Source organism: Pedobacter sp. SG908 (assembly GCF_011759615.1).
In the GTDB taxonomy this organism is placed as follows: Bacteria; Bacteroidota; Bacteroidia; order Sphingobacteriales; family Sphingobacteriaceae; genus Pedobacter; species Pedobacter riviphilus.
In genome coordinates this window covers 862,423-881,856 of the sequence record NZ_JAAOYY010000003.1, presented here as the reverse complement: position 1 = coordinate 881,856, position 19,434 = coordinate 862,423, and the positions used below count along the sequence as shown (strand labels likewise).

The window sequence follows — 19,434 nt, the reverse complement described above, 5'->3', positions numbered from 1 at the left end:
ATTTTGGTTCTCTAATTGATACATACAGATTAGGTTATTAAAATAAACACACAAATGAAAACACTGAAATCTACGGCACTTGTGCTGGGGCTATTTGCGCTCCTTGCCGGAACCACAACCCTTGTCAGGGCACAAGACTACCAAAATGATTACCAGGATGATGGTTACAGCACTGGCAATATTTCTTTACAGACTTTTTACGATGAACTTTCGCCTTATGGCACCTGGATACAAGACCCACAATATGGATATGTTTGGCGCCCTGATGTAGATCAAAGCGAATTTCGCCCATATTATACAAATGGACGTTGGGCAATGACCGAATACGGTAATACTTGGGTTTCCAATTACGATTGGGGCTGGGCACCTTTCCACTACGGCCGTTGGGTAATTAACAGTTACAGGCAATGGATCTGGTTGCCAGATACCAATTGGGGACCAGCATGGGTAGATTGGAGAAGCGGTGACGGTTACTACGGCTGGGCACCAATGGCACCAAGCATTAGTATCAATTTAAGTTTTGGCCGCCGTTATGTGGTACCAGAATTTTGCTGGAACTTTATTCCACAGCGTAATATTTATATCCATACCTTCCCAAGGTACGATTATGGTCGCAACAATGTATATATCCGAAACACCACCATCATCAATAATACTTACGTTTATAACAGAAGAACATATTATGGTGGGCCAAGGGTTGAAGATATCAGACGTGCAACCAATAGGGACGTAACTGTTTATCGTTATGCCCAAAGTTCAAGACCTGGCGCAAGCAGGGTTGGTGGTAGAGAAGTTTCTATCTACAGACCAAGGCCTGAACGTAATTCAGTAGATAACCGTAATGCGGCGCCAAGAAGATTTGAACAAGGTAATGCCGGTATTAGCAGAGGTGGAAGGAATGAAGGTTATACCAATCGCGATCAAAGAGACGGTAGTAACAACGATAACCGTTTTGGATCGAGAGGAGATAACCGTAATGCACAACCTGATAGGAATAACGGTACCATAAGCAGAGATAATAATCAGCCTAGTAACAGAGGAGAAGTTTATAACAGAGATGCTAATGGACGTGCGAGCCGTGGCAATGCCAATGGAGTTGACGGAAGAAACGGACAAGAAAACGTAAATCGTGGTCAAGATCAGCAACGTTTTGAGCAGATGAGGCAACAACGTATGCAACAAGACCGTATGAGTCAAGATCAGCAACGTGCACAGCGCGATATGCAGACACAACAACGTGGTCAGATAGATCAGCAACAACGTGCGGCCCAAATGGAGCAACAAAGAGCGCAGCGTAACGAGCAATTGCAACAACAACGCACACAACGCGATGCTCAGGTACAGCAACAACGTAATGAGCAGATGCAACAGCAGCGTGCACAACAGGCTCAGGCTCAGCAACAAGAAAGGGCTCAGCGCGATGCACAGATGCAGCAACAACGCAATGAGCAAATGCAGCAACAACGTGCACAACAGGCTCAGGCTCAGCAACAAGAAAGGGCTCAACGCAATGCACAGATGCAACAACAGCGCAATGAGCAAATGCAACAGCAACGTGCGCAACAAGCCCAGCAACAACAGCAAGAAAGGGCACAACGTGATGCTCAAGCTCAACAACAAAGAGCTCAGGAACAGCAACAGAGACAAGAACAAAGAAGATCGGAAGCGCCACAACAAAGAGGTGGCGGTGAAGGTGGAAGACCTTCAAGAGGTGGTAGGGGATAAATTGAAAAGTCCCGATGAAAATCGGGACTTTTTTATTGTTAGGACTTATTCCTGGTTCGGATGGATTTTAAGAAGATCGCTATATTATTCGTTAATATTTATTTTACTTTAAAAACCTGAAATTCGGCTAAATGTGTATAATCCTGTGGCCCTTCGGTCATTTCTAACTTCAGGAATCTTATTTTAGTGGGGGCATCGAGCTCATAGTTCTGTAAAGCTTTTAAATTGGGGTCCATGGCTTTTGCTGTTAAAAGATTAGTCCAAACGGTGCCATCAACACTTCCTTTCAGGTTAAATTTGGTAAACCCTGTATTGTTGTTGTTGCGGGGAGCCATAGATATACTTGTTACATTGGTTAGTGCAAGCATATCCACCTGGATCCAATGTGGGTATAGTAAGACGGTGGGTGAATATTGCGAATGCCAAAAAGTTGCCAGGTCGCCATCAATTACACTAGCAAGTGATCCATCGCCAGCCTGGGTGCTTGATGCGGTAAGCGCCCACCCCGTTCTATCTGCAAGAATCTCTGGTGCCTTATACGTCACAGAAGTAATAAACATTGTTTTTAACAAAGGATTGATCTTATATCCAGAAGCATCAATAATACTGATCGGCAACATATATACTTTGTTGGGATCCAGGTTTTTAGAATTGTATTTTAAGGAAACCAGGTTGGAAGTAATTGCTCCGCTTAATATGGTTACATCTAGCCCGCTAATAGTATAAGCACTTTCGGGGAGTTTAAAATAGGGTGTAAGGTTTTGACTGGTACGTACAACATTTACGCTATCAAAGGCTTTATCATCTATCTTAAATTTCACCGTAATATTGTTTAGAGGCAAACCTACAGCAGCGAAAGATGCACCAAAATCATAGGATACAACAGTATCCTTTGTCGGATAGACGGTTATTTTTTGTGCATTGGCTTGTCTGGACACATACACCAATGCATTTTCTTTAGTGTCTGATTTTTCAAGGTATGCCTCTTCTTTCTTACATGCACTCATAGCTGTAAGAACAGCTATGATACAGGATAATATTTTATATAGTTTCATATAATATCGTTTTAAGTTAGTATCCTGGAAGCTGAACAATTTGTTTGTTCCTGTCCATTTCATTCTGACGATAAGGGAGGAAATAAAATTTACGTTGCCATAGTACTCTGGAGGTTGCAACTACCCGCTTGTAAAAAGTCGGGTCAGACAAAGAAGTGCCAGCATCCATGTTCATGCCATAAAAATCGCCACCTTGTTTCGAACCGGTTTCATCAGGGATTTTCCATCGGCGTACATCCCAGAACCTGAGACCTGATTCGTAGCAGAGTTCGATTCGCCTTTCCAGGCGGATTTGCTTCCGCATTTCTATCTGGCCGAGGTCTGCAGGGATTGCTGGTATCCCTCCCCGTGTACGTACATCATTCAGGTATTTTAATACATCGGCATTACCTGGCTGCGATTCGTTTAAAGCCTCTGCATAACTTAAATATAGTTCGGCCATTCTTATCAGCATAGCAGGGCGGGCGGGATTACTTCCTGTGCTTAAGTTGGTATTGGGATGAATGTTTTTTCTGGCTGTATACCCTGTTTTTGGATAATCACGTGCATTTGCTTTTTTGCCCGACGCCGCTGTAGAATAATAAGTAACATAGGTTTGCCCTGCTGCAGGAACCACCGGTATTACGGCGCCGCTAAAGGTTACGTCAACATAAAAACGGGGTTCTCTTCCAACATACATATTATTTGTGCCTGCAGAATAATAAGGTGTTGCAGTGTTGGTGAAAGTTGTTTCGTTATATGAAGGCGTTTCTTTAATTGTACGCCCATCTGCCATTCTGAAATCATCAACAAGTTCCTGTAATACACCAATGCCATTCCAGCCATTGCCAGATAAGGAATTTTTTGGTGCACAGTGCTGAGACCAACCAGACTGTATATTGGTTGCCCTTCTTAGCCAAATACCTTCTTCTTTCCAGCCATCCCAAAACATATCCCTGGTTGAATTAAATCCCTGAAGAAATAAGTTGGCATTTTGTTTTATAAAAAGTTTATGGCCCTGGGCTACATTCAGATCAATGGCTCTTTTCATTGCTTCGGCCGCAGCCGCCCAACGGGTAGGATCGTAAGTTTGGTTAAATAATTGCTTTCCATCAAAGTTCTTCCAGTCTGCAAATTCTGAATTTCCGTTAAACAGCGGGCTGGCATGCGCCAGTAAAATCTGGGCTTCAATTGCTGCTGCTATTGGTAATGTAATCCGGCCTACCTGATAATCATCAACGGTATTGGAGCCTGTAAGGTGTAAGCTCGTTAGGCTGGCTTCCGATGCACGCATTTCATTCAACACAAACTTTACGCATTCATCCCACGAACTTCTTGGAATTTGAAAATTATTATTTGGCAAACCCGAAACCAAGGGGGCTATGGCTGCCGGACCTACTTCTTTCATCAGCAACCAGTGATAGTAGGCCCTTAAAAAGCGTGCTTCTCCTTTGTATTCTTTTACAATGGATTCGCCGTTCTGTTGGTCTAAAAGTTCCTTACACTCATCAACCCGCTCCAGGAAAATGTTAATGTTCCGAATCAATTGGTAATAGGTTTCGAAACGTGTAGGCGAATTATCGCTGGTAACCGCTCCAGAATTGATGGTTAAGGCATTGCCTGTTCCCCAGTTGGCATACTCCAGCTCATCGCTGATGCCGGCATATTGATAGCCATAAGGTTGATCCCATATATCCTGTATACCTGCATACAGGCTAAAGAACCAGCGTTCGGTATTGGCCCGGTTCGAAAATACTTTATCTATGGTATTGATATTATCTGGTACGGTATCAAAATATCCTTTTTTACAGCTTGTGGGTATAAATAGGAACGGTATTAATAGCGCCAGAATTAATTTTTTTGCGAATCTGTTTTTCATAATCAGTTAAAATTAGCACGTAAACCTAAATTGAAAGTTGAAATGTTTGGATAAGATGCCCCGCGGCCATCGCCCAGTTCAGGATCCCAGAATTTCCATTTTGAAAAAGTTAACAGATTGGTGCCATTGGCATAAACTCTCAGCTTTTTAACGGCAACTTTGCTCAATGCCTTTATACCAAAAGTATAACCCACCTCTGCGCTTTTCAAGCGGATGTAATCTGCACGTTTAACCCACCAGGTACTGGAATCATAGTTTGTAGTAACATCCTGGTTGGTAGATAAGCGCGGATAAAATGCGTTTGGATTAGGGTTTTCTACCGTCCAGCGATCAGTTATTTTGGTATACATATTTCCAAAAGTAGCGCCCTGAGAGAAAGGCGTTGTTCCCGTACCGCCGTTATAGCTGAAATCAACCTGACCAGCGCCCTGGAAAAAGAGCACAAAATCAAATCCTTTATAGCCTGCCCCAATGTTTAGTCCATATAAAATTCTTGGGATACTGCCATAACCAATGGCTTGTTGGTCAAATGTGGAGATGATACCATCTCCATTCAAATCTTTATAACGGATATCGCCAGGACGTACATTTCCTGCTTGTATAGGTGCATTGTCGATTTCATTCTGGTCTTTAAATAATCCCATGGCTACATAACCAAAACGCTGGCCAATAGCGTGTCCGGTGCGGTTAAGCCATGGGTATTGCCATGGTGGTAAACCATCAAAAATATTCTTGTTCTCATTCATGTTGAAGGTTCCCCTGAAAGTTACAAAGCCATCTCTGAAGCTCTTATTGTAGTTTAAAGTCAGATCGATACCACGGTTTGCTGTTTTACCCACATTTACATAAGGGATATTGGTGTTCGTGAATCCGGAAATGTATGGAATGGTGTAATTTTGAAGTAAGATGCCGTTTCTTTTTTCTTTAAATAACTCCACAATCAGTTGAAGATCATCTTTTAAGAAATTGATTTCAATACCGAGGTTGTGTCTGAAACCGGTTTCCCATTGTACGTCGCTACCGATTCTGTTTTCCTGATAGCCAGTATAAGCCCTGTCTGCTCCCGGAATACCGAAAGTATATGAAAATGCGTCACCTAAAGTTGATAAGAATAAAAAGCGGGAATTGGTATTGCTGTTACCCGTTAGGCCATAGGTATAGCGGAATTTCAGATAAGATACAATATCTTTAACAGGTTCAAAAAACTTCTCTTTCGAAGCTACCCAGCCCGCACCAACTGAAGGGAAGAAACCAAAACGTTTGCTCGGAACAAAGTTTTCAGATCCTGAATAACCAAAATTGGTCTCAATAAAATACTTGTCTTTATAACCATAATTTGCCCTACCAACCAGCGAACGCTGCCTGAAGGGTATAGAGCTGATCAAGTCGGTAGCATTTCCATTCACATAGTCGGATTGATTGAAAAGCAACAAACCTGAAACATCATGATTACCGTATTTTCTCGAATAGTTAAGGGAAGTTTCTGTATAAAATCTTCTGTTACTGTTCCGGTCGGCCGAAAAGCCCAATACATCTGAACCAGTTTCAGCAATTCTGGTAATAAGTTTGCCGCTAGCATCCCGGCCAGTAGCCAAATAAGATTGCAAGGTTCTCGACCGGGTTAAGCTGCTTCCGTTAACAGCATCGAAAGCAAACATGGTTGAAAAGGATAATCCTTTGGTTAGGAAGTCCAGTTCCTGAATTACTTTGATGTTACTTCTAACAGTATTTGAATAGGTGTTTGAATAACCGTTGGCAACTAGGTAGTAGTAGGGGTTAAATGGAACACCAGGATATTTGGGCCACTGGCCGTTCGAATAAATAGGAGGTACCACATGTGGCGCCTGCTGTGTGGCATAATCAAAAATTGCATTTACACCAGCTGATGGCGTATTGTAATTAGTAATAAATCCGTTAACTCCGAGTTCAAGATTGGTACTTTTGGTTACCTTAACGCTTACATTACTGTTAAAATTAAATCTTTCAAGCTTTAAGGTCGAGTTAAAAGATTGTGCTTCGGCCTGTTTAAACATTCCTTCCTCTGTGTAATAACCGGCCGATACATAATATTTTGCAGCATCTACACCACCACTTACATTCAGATTGGCTCTGCTGGCACTCGAAAAATCATTAAACAGATAATCGTACCAGTTTACATTAGGATATAAATCGGGATCTTCTCCGCTTGCATGTTTCGCTATAACAGCCGGATCATATTGTGGCGTTCTTCCCCTGGTTGATAAGCTTTCATTATACAAAGTCATAAAGGTAGGCGCATCTATAAATTCCGGAAGCTCCGTAAATTTTGAGCGCGAACTGTTTAGCTCCACATTGATATTGGGTTTACCTATTTTACCTTTTTTGGTATTAATGAGGATTACGCCATTGGCACCCCTTGTACCGTATACTGCGGTAGCTGTTGCATCTTTTAATATCGTGAAACTTTCTACATCCTCAGGGTCAATGTTGTTGATCGGCCTGTCTGGAACACCATCTACAACTAGTAACGGCGATTGAGGGCTACTGGCAAAAGTTGCAATACCCCGGATAAAAATATCGGCTCCATCTGCCCCCGGTGCCCCACCACGTTGCGTAGAGATTACACCTGCCAAACGTCCGGCCAGTGCGGAGGTTAAATCCCTTACAGGGAGTTTTAGCTCTTCAGGTTTAATAGTAGCCTGGGCACCTACCACACTTACCTTTTTCTGTCGTCCAAAGCCAATAACGGCAATTTCGTTCAAACTTCCTGATTCAGGCTCCATGATAACGTCAATATCTACCCTGTTCCGAACAGCTACTTCAACACGCTTATACCCAACATAAATAAATTCAAGCGAGTCTGTAGCTTCAACATCTATGGCATATTTTCCGTTTAAATCTGTTAAAACGCCATTTCTGGTGTGTCGTACCCGTACAGTAACACTTGAAATGGGCAAGCCTAGTTCATCCTTCACAGTTCCGCTAACCTTATATTTTGCCTGTACAAGAATGGGTTTGGGTATTGCGGAACTTTGATCGGGTACTGGTTGTTCTTTTTTTGTGATCACGATTGTTCGCTCATCAATCGTAAATACGAGTGGCTGGTTCATCAGGCAAATTTTCATTACCTGATCTAATGGAGTATTGTTAAAATCAGCATCGAGGGTGCGGCTGGTTTTTAATACTCTCGGAAGATAGAAAACATCGTAGCCCGTTTGTTTCTCAATCTCTTCAAATACCCTGGCAATACTCACGTTTTGCTGTTTAAATGTTAGTCTTTGTGCGTAGCTGACAGCACTGACCTGCATGATCGTTACAAAGAGTAATAACGTCGTTAATTTCATAAATCGCAGGATTTTAGGTATAAAGGAATAGCCCCCTAATATTCTTAGGTAAAATTTATACATTTGGTTTGTCTTGTTTTAGGTTAAAAAATAGTGTGCAAACTAGTTTTACTCAGGCAAGTCGTTTGCTGGAAGTGTTGGTCGCACTTCCAGTTTTTATTTTAACCTCACCTGAAAGCAGCTTTCTGTTAATCGTAATCTGATTTTTTCATGTCTGTTTTTGATTAGTTTAGTTGATATAATAATTAATTGGTTTTTGTTATTCTACAATGATTTCGCGCCCTTTTACTGTAAACTTGAAGGCTTTGGCCAATTCCATTTTCTTCAATACCTGATTAATGTTTGCGTATTTGGAAATCCGCCCGCCCAATAACTCATTTTTCAGTTCTGGCCGCTTATAAATAACCTGCACATTATACCATCTGGCAACTTCGAGCATACCGGCCTCCAGGGTTTTATCAGTGAAACGGAAAACGCCATTTTTCCACGCTATAGCATATTCAGTATTTACTTTATCAATTGAAATGTTATCCCCGTTGACTGTTGCCTGTTCTCCGGGGGAAATAATTTTTTGATTCGCCTTATTTTTAATTTTAACACTTCCTTCGAGTAAGGTGGTTTTTGCTATTGATTCATCTTGGTAAGCGTTTACATTAAAATGTGTACCCAATACCTCCACTTCCTGCGTGCCTGTTTTAACAATAAAAGGATGGTTTTTATCTTTAGCGATTTCAAAATAGGCTTCGCCAACCAGGTTAACCGAGCGTTTCCCGGAATGAACCAAAGCCGTGCTATAAGAAAGACTGGATGCAGCGTTTAACCAAACCAGGGACCCATCAGGCAAACGAACCTGATAGGTTTCTCCATTGTTGGTAGAGAGCGTATTGATTTGATCCGGAAGTGTTGTTCCTTTTATCTCATAAATCAATAAGCCATTTTTAGTTTTGGTAATGGTTACACCAGCCTCACTTGCGAGTTCGCCATTTACCGCGTCAGATAATTTGATTGTTTTGCCGTTGGCCAGTTTAAGTGTTGCTCCTGTTGAGCCAGGCGTAATGTGCGTGTTTGTATCGGCCAAACTGGCCAAACCGGCATTTCGCTTTAAATAAAAAAGGCTGGCACCGAATATTATGATAACTAATGCAGCAGCAATTCCTATCCAACGTTTCGGCTTTCGCTGAGGTTGTGGCAAGGGATAAATATTTTCACTTTGTATTTTAGTACGGATTTCTTCGCCATCGCCAAACAGGAAAACAGCCGGACTAAATTGATTTTCATCAAACGCCTCCCAATAGCCCTTAAGCAATCGTTTAACCTGTTCTTTATTACAGGGGTCGGCCATCAGCAATAGAAATTCTTCCTTTTCTTCAGTAGAATTTAAGTGCTGCAATTGCCGATCGAATAAAAAATTCAATCTCTGGTTTTCAGTCATATCTGGTTAGGATTCTAGCGAATCATTACTAAAGACGCAGAGAAATAGAAAACGGGATATAAAAAGAAATAAAATAAGAAAAAAAGCTTAATTCATACTCAGGATAACAGAAATGGTTATTGCTGTATGTAATTTTAGAAACTTGGATACCGATTTGGTTGCCCATTGCTGGTATTTTTTAACAGATTCAATAGATATTCCCATTTCTCCTGCAATTTGCCTGCTTTTTAGTCCCTGCTGGCGAAGTTGTAATACCCTTTGTTGCGAGGGCGGCAATTCTGCAATAGCCTTGATCAGAATATTCTGATATTCCTGATCTACATTAAAAATTTCTTCACTTTCATTAAGGCTTAATACTTCTTCTGCATACAACTGGCTATGTTTTTTGTCTTTAACCATTCGGCGAATAGCACTGATGGTATAGTTACGTGTTAAAATAAAAAGATAAGCGGTGAACTTATCCAGTTTAGGTAATATTTCTCTGTTTTCCCATACTTTCAAGAATATATCCTGTACCATCTCTTCACAGCTTTCTACAGATTCGAGCATGGTGTAAATATATTTGATTAAAGGACTATGGTATGCACGAAACAATTCGGCAAAGGCAATCCCATCGCCATTTGCTATTTCCAGTAGCAACTCTTTTTCGTTTGGAAGAGGTTTAATCGCCATTGTTTAGTTTCGCTGTAAGATAAAACTAAGTATTTTTAATTAAGTGCAAAGAATAAATTTAGGTTAATATGGTAATGATCAACTATAAATAATGCCTTGGTAAAATAAATGGTATTATCTAGGGCTATAAAAAATATACGCTTCATTGTGGATTGGTTTTTGCGAGATGAAAAAAATAAAAACACCTGTGGGTTAAATATGTTTAATAAGTAAATCACTAAGAACATGAAAAAAGAGACAAAAATTATAGTAGGCGTATTAGCTGGAGCTGCACTTGGCGCAACAATCGCGTTGGCATTATCTTCAGATTCTGGTAACGATTTAAAAGGTAAAGTATCAGACTGGTTAGCTGATATTTTAGATACCTCAAAAGGTAAATTAGCAGGTTTGGCCGATAAAGCGAGCAGTGTAGCCGATAAGGTAAAAGATAAAATAGCAGAAATAAATGCGTAAAGAATTGGAAGTGCCGGAAATATCCGGCATTTTTATGCTATATATATTCTAACCACCATCTTGATGAACATTGCTTTTCATGGTGCCGCCCGTACGGTTACGGGGAGTAAGCACCTTATTATCTTAAAAAACGGCACTCAGATTTTATTAGATTGTGGTTTATTCCAGGGGATGGGCCGCATTACGGATAAATTAAATGACTTTTTTGGTTTCGATGCCAAAAAGGTTACTTACATGGTTTTATCACATGCACATATAGACCATTGTGGCTTATTGCCTAAATTGGTTGCTGAAGGATTTGAAGGTGAGATTTTTTGTACTTCGGCAACTATGGATCTGGCCCGTATTTTAATGATGGATTCTGCCAAAATCCAGATGCAGGATGCAGAGTTTTCTAACCGCCATCTGCGCGAAGGCGAAGAAATGGAAGAACCACTTTACACCGATGAAGACGTTACCAAAACGCTTAGTCTGATGAAAATTGTGGAGTATGAAGAAGATTTCGAGATTGAGACGGGAATTCGGTTAAAGTTTACTGATGCAGGGCATATTTTAGGCAGTGCTGCGGTACATCTTACCATTATGGAAGATGGAAAACCTACGCGGATTACTTTTTCTGGCGATGTTGGGCGTTACGGTGATCTGCTTTTAAAAAGTCCGCAGCAGTTTGATCAGGCCGATTATATCTTAATGGAATCAACCTATGGCGATTCATTACATAAAGACCTCGATCCGATCGAAAACATGCTTTTTGAGATCATTAACAATACCTGCAAAATTAAAAAAGGCAAAGTAATTATTCCAGCTTTTGCCGTTGGCCGTACTCAGGAATTACTTTATGCGTTAAATGGGCTTGAACTAAAGGGTAAATTGCCTGATGTTCCATATTACGTAGATAGTCCTTTATCTTCGAAAGCAACCCAAATTCTTAAAAACCACCCTGAAGTATATAATAATGGCGTTAAGGAAACTTTAAAAATTGATCATGATGTATTTGCTTTTAAAGGCCTGCGTTTTATTGAAAGTGTAGAAGAATCTAAAGCTTTAAATGCCGATCCAAGACCTTGTGTAATTATTTCTGCATCAGGTATGGCAGAGGCTGGCCGGGTAAAGCATCATATCCGTAATAATATCGGTAATCCCAAAAATACGATTTTAATGGTGGGTTACTGTGAACCAAATTCGCTTGGTGGCAAGTTAATTGCCGGACAAAAAGTAGTTGAGATTTTCCGTGACGAATATGAAGTTAAAGCCGAAGTACAATCGATAAAATCGATGAGTGCACATGGCGATTACGAAGATTTATTACATTTTTTATCGGGCCAGGATCCTACTAAAGTTAAACAGCTGTTTTTGGTACATGGAGAATACGAAGTACAACAACATTTTGCCAGCAAATTGAAAGATGCAGGCTTTGAACATGTTGCTATTCCTGAATACCATCAGGTATTTGAGTTGGAGTAAAATTGTTGACTAACTTATAACTTATTTGTTGTTATGATGTTTTTTTATTGCTCATTTTCTTTAAGCTTTAGTCTTTCAGCTTTCCTCCCTATCTTTGCCACATGGATGTTTTTGGTAAAGCGTTAACTGATATTTACAGAACAGGTGAGGCTGATACGCTTTGGTTACACAATTCGTACGGAGAGCCTGAAGAAATGCCTTTAGAATTCTTTTTCAGGGATGATGAAGATATGCCCGTTCTAGAGCTTCAGGCATTACACATGTGCAATGGCAGGGTATTGGACATTGGTGCCGGTGTTGGAAGCCATGCTTTACTTTTACAGGCCTTTAATATCGATGTTACGGCTATTGATATTTCAGAAGCAGCGGTGAATATTATGAAAGACCGTGGTGTAAAAAAAGCATTCATACAGGATATTTTTACCTATCAGGAGAAATTTGATACCATTATTATGCTCATGAACGGTATAGGTTTAACAGGAACTTTGCCCGGGTTTAAAGATTTTCTGATCAAATTAAAAGAGCTCATCAATCCTAACGGACAAGTGATTTTCGATTCTTCTGATATTGCTTATTTATATGAAGATCTACCTAAACCGCAAAATAAATATTATGGAGAGGTATCTTATCAGTACGAATATAAAGGCGAAAAAGGCAACTGGTTTAATTGGATTTATATAGATGAAGAAACCATTAAACAGGTTGCGAAAGAAACAGGATGGGATGCTGAATTGATTTTTGATGATGGCGAAGATCAGTATTTGGTCAAATTGACTTTAGCGCAATAATCTTAAAGTCATAAAGCTTTTCATGCCCATATTTTAAATTAGTTGGCTCATACATTTGTTATATACGAATTATGAGCAATACAAAAATAAAGCTAAGTGTCTTAGATCAATCACCGGTTCGCAAGGGTGTTACTGCCCGTCGTGCCATTGAAGAAACCACTATTCTTGCACAAGAAACCGAAAGGTTAGGGTACCACCGTTTTTGGGTTTCAGAACATCACAATACCACCAGTTTAGCGGGTTCAACGCCTGAGATCTTAATTGCCCATTTGGCCAATCATACCAAAACATTAAGGATTGGTTCTGGTGGTATTATGCTGCCTAACCATAGTGCATTAAAAGTTGCAGAAAGTTTTCGTTTGCTGGAAGTGATGCATCCTAACCGGATCGATCTGGGGATGGGCCGGGCACCTGGTACCGACCGCATTACGGCTTCGATGCTTAACCCCTCAAACAATTGGAGTGAGCAGGATTTTGTAGAACAACTGCGCGAGCTGCAACATTACTTGCATGATACCTCTGATGGAGGTATCCAGGCCAAAATAAAAGCCATTCCCATTGCAGAAACCGTTCCTCAACAATGGCTTTTAAGCAGCAGCGGACAAAGTGCCCTATTTTCGGCCCACTTTGGAATGGGCTTTTCTTTTGCACATTTTATTAATCCGCATGGAGGCCCACAGGCTGTTCAATACTACCGGGAACATTTCAAACCTTCGGTTGATTTGGCAAAACCAGTCGAAAACGTGGCGCTTTTTGTTTTCTGCTCAGAAGATGAAGAAAAGGTAAAACAACAGGAAGCTTTAATGGCTTATCGTTTTCTCCAGCTTGAAAAGGGCGGTGGCTTAACTTCTGTAGGTTGGAACGATATTAAAGACATCAGTTATAACGCTGCAGAGCGGGAACGGATTAAGGCCAATAAACCGCGGATGATTTATGGCACGCCAACAGTAATAAAAGAGCGGCTTTCCAAACTGGCTGCTGATTATGATGTGGATGAACTAATGGCGGTTACTATTACCGAACATTTTGAAGATCGGATAAAATCTTATGAGTTGCTGGCGGAGATGTTTTAATGAAGTATTCTATGGTCTGTGTCTCCACAGACCCTTATAAAAAGTTTGAAAAGAAGAATTTTTGCAGAGGCCTGCGGAGACACAGGCCTTGGAGTTTAACGTTCAGGACGACAGCGCACTTTAAAAATTAAAAAACGTTTGTCGGCCGCCAACTTTTTGTCCAAAGTTTTGGATATTATAAGTAAGGGTAAGCATACCATATCTACCGAGGTTATTACTCTGTGTATCAATAACGCGGTTACCCGTAATCTCGATGTTCCTACGTACATTACTCTGCAAAATATCATTAACAGAGAACTTTAATTGCGCCCTGTCGTTTTTCATGAATAGGTATGTAAGGGCGGCATTCCAGAATTTGATATTGTTGTTATATCCCGCAATTTTTTGGTCATTAATGGTTAAAGAATAGCTGGTTTCGAAAACCAGTTTTTTAGGATAACGGATAATCAGTTCAGATGTACTTCTGTGGGTATTGTAGCTGATATTGGTGTAAAAACTATCATCGTATCTACTTCTGTTTAGGTTTACCGAATACGACTGGTTAATCTCAACCTTATCGTTCAGGTTTAACCTCACACTTCCATTTGGTCCTACATAAAATACATTAGCATTACTCTCAATGTTGTTCACAATAACAGGACTATGATCAAAATTGGCCCAGAAACCTAAACCCACTTTTAAACTTGTTTTATCTTTTTTGAAATCTTTCGAAATATTGGCCCCGCCACTAAAATTATATATACCGCTTTTGTTAACAGGATTAACCGTTTGTACGCCGTCTTTTATGGTAATTGAATTAACAATGCCATTTTTTGTGAAATTACCGTAACCATATAAGTTGTAATTGATCAGGCTTTTAGGGTCATATTTGTACATATTCATGCTTAAACTCTGCATTCGGGCGGGCAGTAGATTTGGGTTTCCATTTCTGATGTAAAATGCATTGGTATTGTCGGCTACTGGCTGAAGATAACTTACATTAGGCTCTGTAAATCTGGCAGAATAGTTAAAACGGAATATTTTGTACTTCAATTGAAATGTTGGCCATACGAAGTTATAACGCTGATCGATGCTAGCGCTATTGGTAAAGCGGTTGTTTAACGAAATGTAGTTGTGCACCAATCCTGGTTGAAGGTAGAGATCTTTTGTTACTTTGTACCCAAGGCTGATATTTGTGTTGGTTTTGAAGCCAGCCTGTTTAACTGTTTGCGACAAATTCGGAATTACAATATCGTATAGCTGGTTAGCCGGATTGCGGTAAAAAGTGCTTAATGCGTTTTCGTTATTGATGAGGTTGCCGCTTATATCTGCTTTAAAATTCAGTTTTTTGCTGATTGGTTCGGTATAGTTGCTATAGAGGTAAGACCTAAAGTTATCAATGGTATTGTTCCTTAACTGATCGATCTCTGAAGTAGATGGTGTGATATAAAAAACACTGGTGCTCCTGTTGTAATTGATAACAGGATTCGGGGTTACAGAAATATCGGTGCCAATATTAAAAGATCTTCCTGCCTTTTTAAAATCTTTACTAAAATCGGCTCTTAACTGATATTGGTTGCTCGAAGTATTCAGGTCATTCAAACTTTCGAGTGTGTTGATGAGCTGATTATTCGCATTATTATTGCTTGAAGAAACTTTGCTTACTGAATTGTTGGAGCTGAGCACGATTGCCGGTTCGATGGTCAGTTGCGTTAAGGAATCGATTTGCCAATCTAATTTTCCACCGATATTGTGTTTTAGAATAAGGGAATTGGTGTTTTCATTGGCGTTGGTAATCAGCCTGTCGGTACCCAGTGTTTGGTTGGTGTTGGTGAGTTTCTCCAGAAGATTATCAGATCGGCCAAAGAAATATTGGGTATTAATTTTGATTCCTTTTTTGGTTAAAGTGTTAAAATTAAAACCGCCTCCGGATGAAGTCTGAACACCATTATAACTTCCTCCAAAACTAATGCCATTGAACTCGAAATAACCTCCGGAGGTCATCATCATAGAGTTTACACCGCTTCTGTTAAAGCCACCTATACGTTGCACATCATTGGGGTTAAAGCCTGGCTGGTTGATATTGTTGCCGTAAGCTAATATACTTACCTGTGTGGTGTCTCTAAAGAAGTTCATTAATCCACCTGCCTGATAGAGGTCTTTTAAACCTCCGCCAGCATATAATTTACCAAAAGCTCCTTTTTTAATCGCTTTTTTTAGTTTTAAATTGATAATTTGGGGTATTTCTGCTGCCGTTAAATCCGGATCACGCCTTTTGGCCTGTTTATCATCAACCACCTGCACCTTGTCTATAATATTAGCCGGCAGGTTTTTAGTCGCAATCTGCTGATCACCACCAAAAAACTCCTTTCCGTCTACTAAAATTTTACTAACTGTTTTTCCATTAACCTGTATAGAACCATCGGCTGCAATGGCAACGCCCGGAAGTTTTTTTAGCAGATCTTCTACTACTGCTGATGGTAAGGTTTTAAAAGATTCAGCATTAAATTCGATGGTATCTTTCCGTACAATTACGGGTGGTCTTTCTCCTGAAATTACAACTTCACTTAGGTCATTTGCCTTAACAGAAAGATAAAGAGTGCCCAAATTTAATGTAGGGTTGGCTGCCGTTAGTTCTACCTCTTTTCGGTATGTTCCATATTGCCATGCGGTTACCACCAAGCGGTATTTTATGCCTATGGTTAAACCACCGATTTTAAAAACGCCTTTGTCATCCGATAATTTATAACTGCTTAATATACTATCGCCAACTTTGTATACTGAAACTGTTGAATAATTTAAAGTGGTTTTGTGATTGGCACTATCGGCTAAAATTCCGGTAATGCTCCCGTTTTTTTGTGCAAATAAATTAAAAATAGCTAAGCTAAGGCCGATTGAAAGTAAGAGTTTCTTCATGTATATTTTAAATAAGCAAACTAAAATTAGGTGCTCTGTTTTTATAGTATAGATAAATGTGACGAACGATATAAAAAATGTGACAGACTAAAAAACTGGCTTAGTTCTTTAATAGACGTACAAGCTGATTAAACGTTGCACCTAGCCGAAAACAACTAATCTTTTAGGTAAAAGTAATCGCCTTAAGGTGTTTTTGCAAATACTAAACGAAAAAATTACATAGGGCTAAAATGAAAAAGCCCCAAGCTTATGCAATGGGGCTGAGAAAGCGCATATCATTAGTTTAGTGCAAGTCGTTATAATTGATGATTTTAACTGCTGGGTTTTTGGCTAAAATTTCTTCCATCCATTTGCGGTGTGACGCACCAACACCAACCACAACCCTTTTTGCTTTTTTCGCCTTTGCCTGCTCGACGATGTTTTTACACATGCCTTCGTTTCTTAAGGTCCACTGTGCAATCATTTCTTTTACCGTTTCAGTAGGGAAACCCGCATAACCATAAAAATGAGGGCCGCCATAAAAGTTCCAGGCTTCATCTAGAACGCCATATTTTACGGTATTCATACCAGCATAAGGATCGGCATTGAAAACCTTCGCTTCATCTTCATTGTAAGCCCAATATTTTTCTATGGCTTTAACGGTAGCTGCTTCCTGCGAGGTGCTATCGGCTTTCGCTTTGTTGATTAAAATTTTGTATAAAGAATCTGTTTTTGCCCAGGCTATGCTCCATGGTTTATCATAGGTTTGGCAATCCATGTTGTAAATTCGATCTTGTTTTAACTGATAAATCAATGGAAAATAGATTTTAACATATTCGCTTCCTGGCCTATAAAAACCTATCTTTTTTAACGAATCTATACCACCGAACATCTTAGTGTAGATTACTTGTTCTTCTTTGCCGAAGCTCTGTTTCATATAATTTTCAAGTACAAAAATTTGGTAATCAGCATTTCCTCTATCCCAGTTTTTTGCATAATTAACGGCTAAATTCATCCTCGTTTTATGGTAATAGGCGAATTTTGCGAGCGCTTTTTGATCTTTTTTAATTTGTGCATCAATATTTTTAGGTGATTCAGGATTTAATTTTTCCAGATAATCGCGTTCTTTTTTGAACAATTCTTTTGCCCAGTTGCTTTCTTCTAGTTTAGCGTAATCGCCCTGGGGCAGGTATTCGCCAAAAACCATATCGGGCTTAAAGTTTTTAAGTTTATCAATGATCGCCTGGAAGTTTTGTGTCGATTTAGAATTGTTGTGGGCAGAGCCTACTATAACAATTTCGATTTGGTTCTGGGCATTAGATTTAATGGCAAATACCATTAACATTAATAATGCGAGACTAAGTTTTTGTACAGCTTTCATAATGAATCTTGTTTTCGTTTTGGTGATTCAAAGATGAGCATACACAATTGGCTGCTATATTTAATTATCCCAACGCCTTATTATATTATCCCAATCGGAGAAATTGAGAATTAACGGTTTGCATCGTGATTTAAGGCTTTCGTCATAGAAATGAACTTATTCCATCAGTTTTTGGTTAAATCCGACGATCAATTTAAACAGGTCTTTATACTCGGTAAGTGGTAATGTTTCAGGTTTATCGAATATATCATGATAGGCAGATGGGCCTCCTTGGGTATAAATGAAGAACGCCGGAACACCTTTTTCGGTAAAGAAATAGTGATCGCTGTTGGCTGCTTTACCTCTGGAGTTTATTTTCGAGATATAATGATTTTGGTTGTTGATTTCGTTGAGCAAAGCAAATGCTTTAGGGTAAACAGATGCATTAACAACCGTCATCCCGGCTTCGCCCGTGCCAACTAAATCTAAATTGATTAGAAATTTTATTTTACTTAAGGGAATTAAAGGGTTTTCTACAAAAAATCTCGATCCCAATAATCCGGCTTCTTCGCCAGCAAAACAGATAAAGCCAATGGAGTAGGGCTGGGGATTGGCAGCATAATATTTGGCAAGACTTAATAAAGTGGCTACACCAGCTGCGTTGTCGTTTGCACCAGGGAAATAGGTGTCAGCACCCATACCGCCTAAATGATCGTAATGCGCGGTAATGACTAAAAGTGAATCAGGATATTTAGTTCCTTTAACCAGGCCGCAAATATTGGCAGCCTGGAAATCGGGGATAAATTTGTTTTCGATATCAACGCTGATTTCTTTCGGTATTGCGCGAAAGCTCTTTTTATTGAGCTGAATGGTGGTTACATCTCCAACGTCAGTAGCTACAGACCAGGTTAATTTATCTTTTAATAAAACTTGTAACGATGATGAAGCGTGATAGTTAAGGCTATCAATTGGTGTTAAACCTGCCGTTTGTTTAATACCTGGACTTTCATTGTTCACTATGAAATCTTTACCGGGAATGAGTTTTTGGCCATTAATGGCTACCCGCATTTTTCCTGGAAAAGTATTTACAGGGAAGTTAAAAGCCTGTTTATATGCAGTACCCATTGGTAACAAACCAATTTTTTGATAGGCAGTTGCCAGGTAAGCTGCAGATTTTTTCATCCCATCTTTGGTATAACCTCTGCCCCAAAATTCTTTAGAGGTAAGGGTATTTATTATATTTCTGGTATAAGTAGAATCCTGAGCGAAACTGCTAACAGCCAAAAATAAAAAGATGATGAAGCCAAATTTTTTCATCCCGAAATTTAGTAAAATAATGTAGTTGTTGGTCGGGATT

13 protein-coding genes are annotated in these 19,434 nt (G+C 39.7%); 5 read left to right on the top strand and 8 right to left on the bottom strand.

Annotated features, from left to right (window positions below; translation table 11 throughout):
* Positions 1-54: 54 nt before the first annotated feature.
* Entirely contained in the window at positions 55-1,725 is a 1,671-nt protein-coding gene (locus tag FHT21_RS24335) for a DUF6600 domain-containing protein (RefSeq protein WP_167297288.1), read from the top strand.
* A 98-nt stretch (positions 1,726-1,823) separates the two neighbouring features.
* Here the strand turns inward: FHT21_RS24335 and FHT21_RS24330 are convergent, their stop codons facing one another.
* The 5 genes from FHT21_RS24330 to FHT21_RS24310 form a co-directional block, all read right to left on the bottom strand.
* Positions 1,824-2,780, bottom strand: a complete 957-nt coding sequence (locus FHT21_RS24330; protein WP_167297287.1) for a discoidin domain-containing protein — start codon at positions 2,778-2,780, stop codon at positions 1,824-1,826.
* A 16-nt stretch (positions 2,781-2,796) separates the two neighbouring features.
* Positions 2,797-4,638 (bottom strand): RagB/SusD family nutrient uptake outer membrane protein, encoded by a 1,842-nt coding sequence (locus FHT21_RS24325; RefSeq protein ID WP_167297286.1) that lies wholly within the window; start codon positions 4,636-4,638, stop codon positions 2,797-2,799.
* Between the two features lie 2 nt (positions 4,639-4,640).
* Positions 4,641-7,961 (bottom strand): TonB-dependent receptor, encoded by a 3,321-nt coding sequence (locus FHT21_RS24320; protein WP_167297285.1) that lies wholly within the window; start codon positions 7,959-7,961, stop codon positions 4,641-4,643.
* A gap of 259 nt (positions 7,962-8,220) precedes the next feature.
* Positions 8,221-9,393 carry a FecR family protein gene (locus FHT21_RS24315; RefSeq protein ID WP_167297284.1) on the bottom strand — a complete coding sequence of 391 codons (1,173 nt, stop codon included), beginning with the start codon at positions 9,391-9,393 and terminating at the stop codon, positions 8,221-8,223.
* Positions 9,394-9,480: 87 nt separating this feature from the next.
* On the bottom strand, positions 9,481-10,065 hold the full coding sequence (locus FHT21_RS24310; RefSeq protein ID WP_167297283.1) for a sigma-70 family RNA polymerase sigma factor: 585 nt from the start codon (positions 10,063-10,065) through the stop codon (positions 9,481-9,483).
* A gap of 225 nt (positions 10,066-10,290) precedes the next feature.
* On the opposite strand from FHT21_RS24310, the gene FHT21_RS24305 reads away from it, so the two are divergent.
* The 4 genes from FHT21_RS24305 to FHT21_RS24290 all read left to right on the top strand — a co-directional run bounded on the left by FHT21_RS24305 (position 10,291) and on the right by FHT21_RS24290 (position 13,843).
* Positions 10,291-10,518 (top strand): YtxH domain-containing protein, encoded by a 228-nt coding sequence (locus FHT21_RS24305; RefSeq protein ID WP_167297282.1) that lies wholly within the window; start codon positions 10,291-10,293, stop codon positions 10,516-10,518.
* A 63-nt stretch (positions 10,519-10,581) separates the two neighbouring features.
* The gene (locus tag FHT21_RS24300; protein ID WP_167297281.1) at positions 10,582-11,982 is read left to right on the top strand and encodes an MBL fold metallo-hydrolase; all 1,401 of its coding nucleotides are present in this window, start codon (positions 10,582-10,584) and stop codon (positions 11,980-11,982) included.
* Positions 11,983-12,083: 101 nt separating this feature from the next.
* On the top strand, positions 12,084-12,770 hold the full coding sequence (locus FHT21_RS24295; protein ID WP_167297280.1) for a methyltransferase domain-containing protein: 687 nt from the start codon (positions 12,084-12,086) through the stop codon (positions 12,768-12,770).
* 71 nt (positions 12,771-12,841) lie between these two features.
* A complete protein-coding gene (locus FHT21_RS24290; RefSeq protein WP_167297279.1) occupies positions 12,842-13,843 on the top strand; it encodes an LLM class flavin-dependent oxidoreductase in 1,002 nt (333 codons plus the stop codon).
* A gap of 120 nt (positions 13,844-13,963) precedes the next feature.
* Here FHT21_RS24290 and FHT21_RS24285 read toward each other — a convergent pair whose 3' ends face one another.
* The 3 genes from FHT21_RS24285 to FHT21_RS24275 all read right to left on the bottom strand — a co-directional run bounded on the left by FHT21_RS24285 (position 13,964) and on the right by FHT21_RS24275 (position 19,394).
* A complete protein-coding gene (locus FHT21_RS24285; RefSeq protein WP_167297278.1) occupies positions 13,964-16,738 on the bottom strand; it encodes an outer membrane beta-barrel protein in 2,775 nt (924 codons plus the stop codon).
* Positions 16,739-17,021: 283 nt separating this feature from the next.
* Positions 17,022-18,098, bottom strand: a complete 1,077-nt coding sequence (locus FHT21_RS24280; RefSeq protein ID WP_167297277.1) for a DUF5694 domain-containing protein — start codon at positions 18,096-18,098, stop codon at positions 17,022-17,024.
* 156 nt (positions 18,099-18,254) lie between these two features.
* Positions 18,255-19,394 carry a M28 family peptidase gene (locus FHT21_RS24275; RefSeq protein WP_167297276.1) on the bottom strand — a complete coding sequence of 380 codons (1,140 nt, stop codon included), beginning with the start codon at positions 19,392-19,394 and terminating at the stop codon, positions 18,255-18,257.
* Between the last annotated feature and the right edge of the window lie 40 nt (positions 19,395-19,434).

Bases quoted from the DNA above. Each gene is read 5' to 3' on its own strand.
- FHT21_RS24335 (WP_167297288.1), top strand. From the start codon at position 55: ATGAAAACACTGAAATCTACGGCACTTGTGCTGGGGCTATTTGCGCTC.
- FHT21_RS24330 (WP_167297287.1), bottom strand. From the start codon at position 2,780: ATGAAACTATATAAAATATTATCCTGTATCATAGCTGTTCTTACAGCT.
- FHT21_RS24325 (WP_167297286.1), bottom strand. From the start codon at position 4,638: ATGAAAAACAGATTCGCAAAAAAATTAATTCTGGCGCTATTAATACCG.
- FHT21_RS24320 (WP_167297285.1), bottom strand. From the start codon at position 7,961: ATGAAATTAACGACGTTATTACTCTTTGTAACGATCATGCAGGTCAGT.
- FHT21_RS24315 (WP_167297284.1), bottom strand. From the start codon at position 9,393: ATGACTGAAAACCAGAGATTGAATTTTTTATTCGATCGGCAATTGCAG.
- FHT21_RS24310 (WP_167297283.1), bottom strand. From the start codon at position 10,065: ATGGCGATTAAACCTCTTCCAAACGAAAAAGAGTTGCTACTGGAAATA.
- FHT21_RS24305 (WP_167297282.1), top strand. From the start codon at position 10,291: ATGAAAAAAGAGACAAAAATTATAGTAGGCGTATTAGCTGGAGCTGCA.
- FHT21_RS24300 (WP_167297281.1), top strand. From the start codon at position 10,582: ATGAACATTGCTTTTCATGGTGCCGCCCGTACGGTTACGGGGAGTAAG.
- FHT21_RS24295 (WP_167297280.1), top strand. From the start codon at position 12,084: ATGGATGTTTTTGGTAAAGCGTTAACTGATATTTACAGAACAGGTGAG.
- FHT21_RS24290 (WP_167297279.1), top strand. From the start codon at position 12,842: ATGAGCAATACAAAAATAAAGCTAAGTGTCTTAGATCAATCACCGGTT.
- FHT21_RS24285 (WP_167297278.1), bottom strand. From the start codon at position 16,738: ATGAAGAAACTCTTACTTTCAATCGGCCTTAGCTTAGCTATTTTTAAT.
- FHT21_RS24280 (WP_167297277.1), bottom strand. From the start codon at position 18,098: ATGAAAGCTGTACAAAAACTTAGTCTCGCATTATTAATGTTAATGGTA.
- FHT21_RS24275 (WP_167297276.1), bottom strand. From the start codon at position 19,394: ATGAAAAAATTTGGCTTCATCATCTTTTTATTTTTGGCTGTTAGCAGT.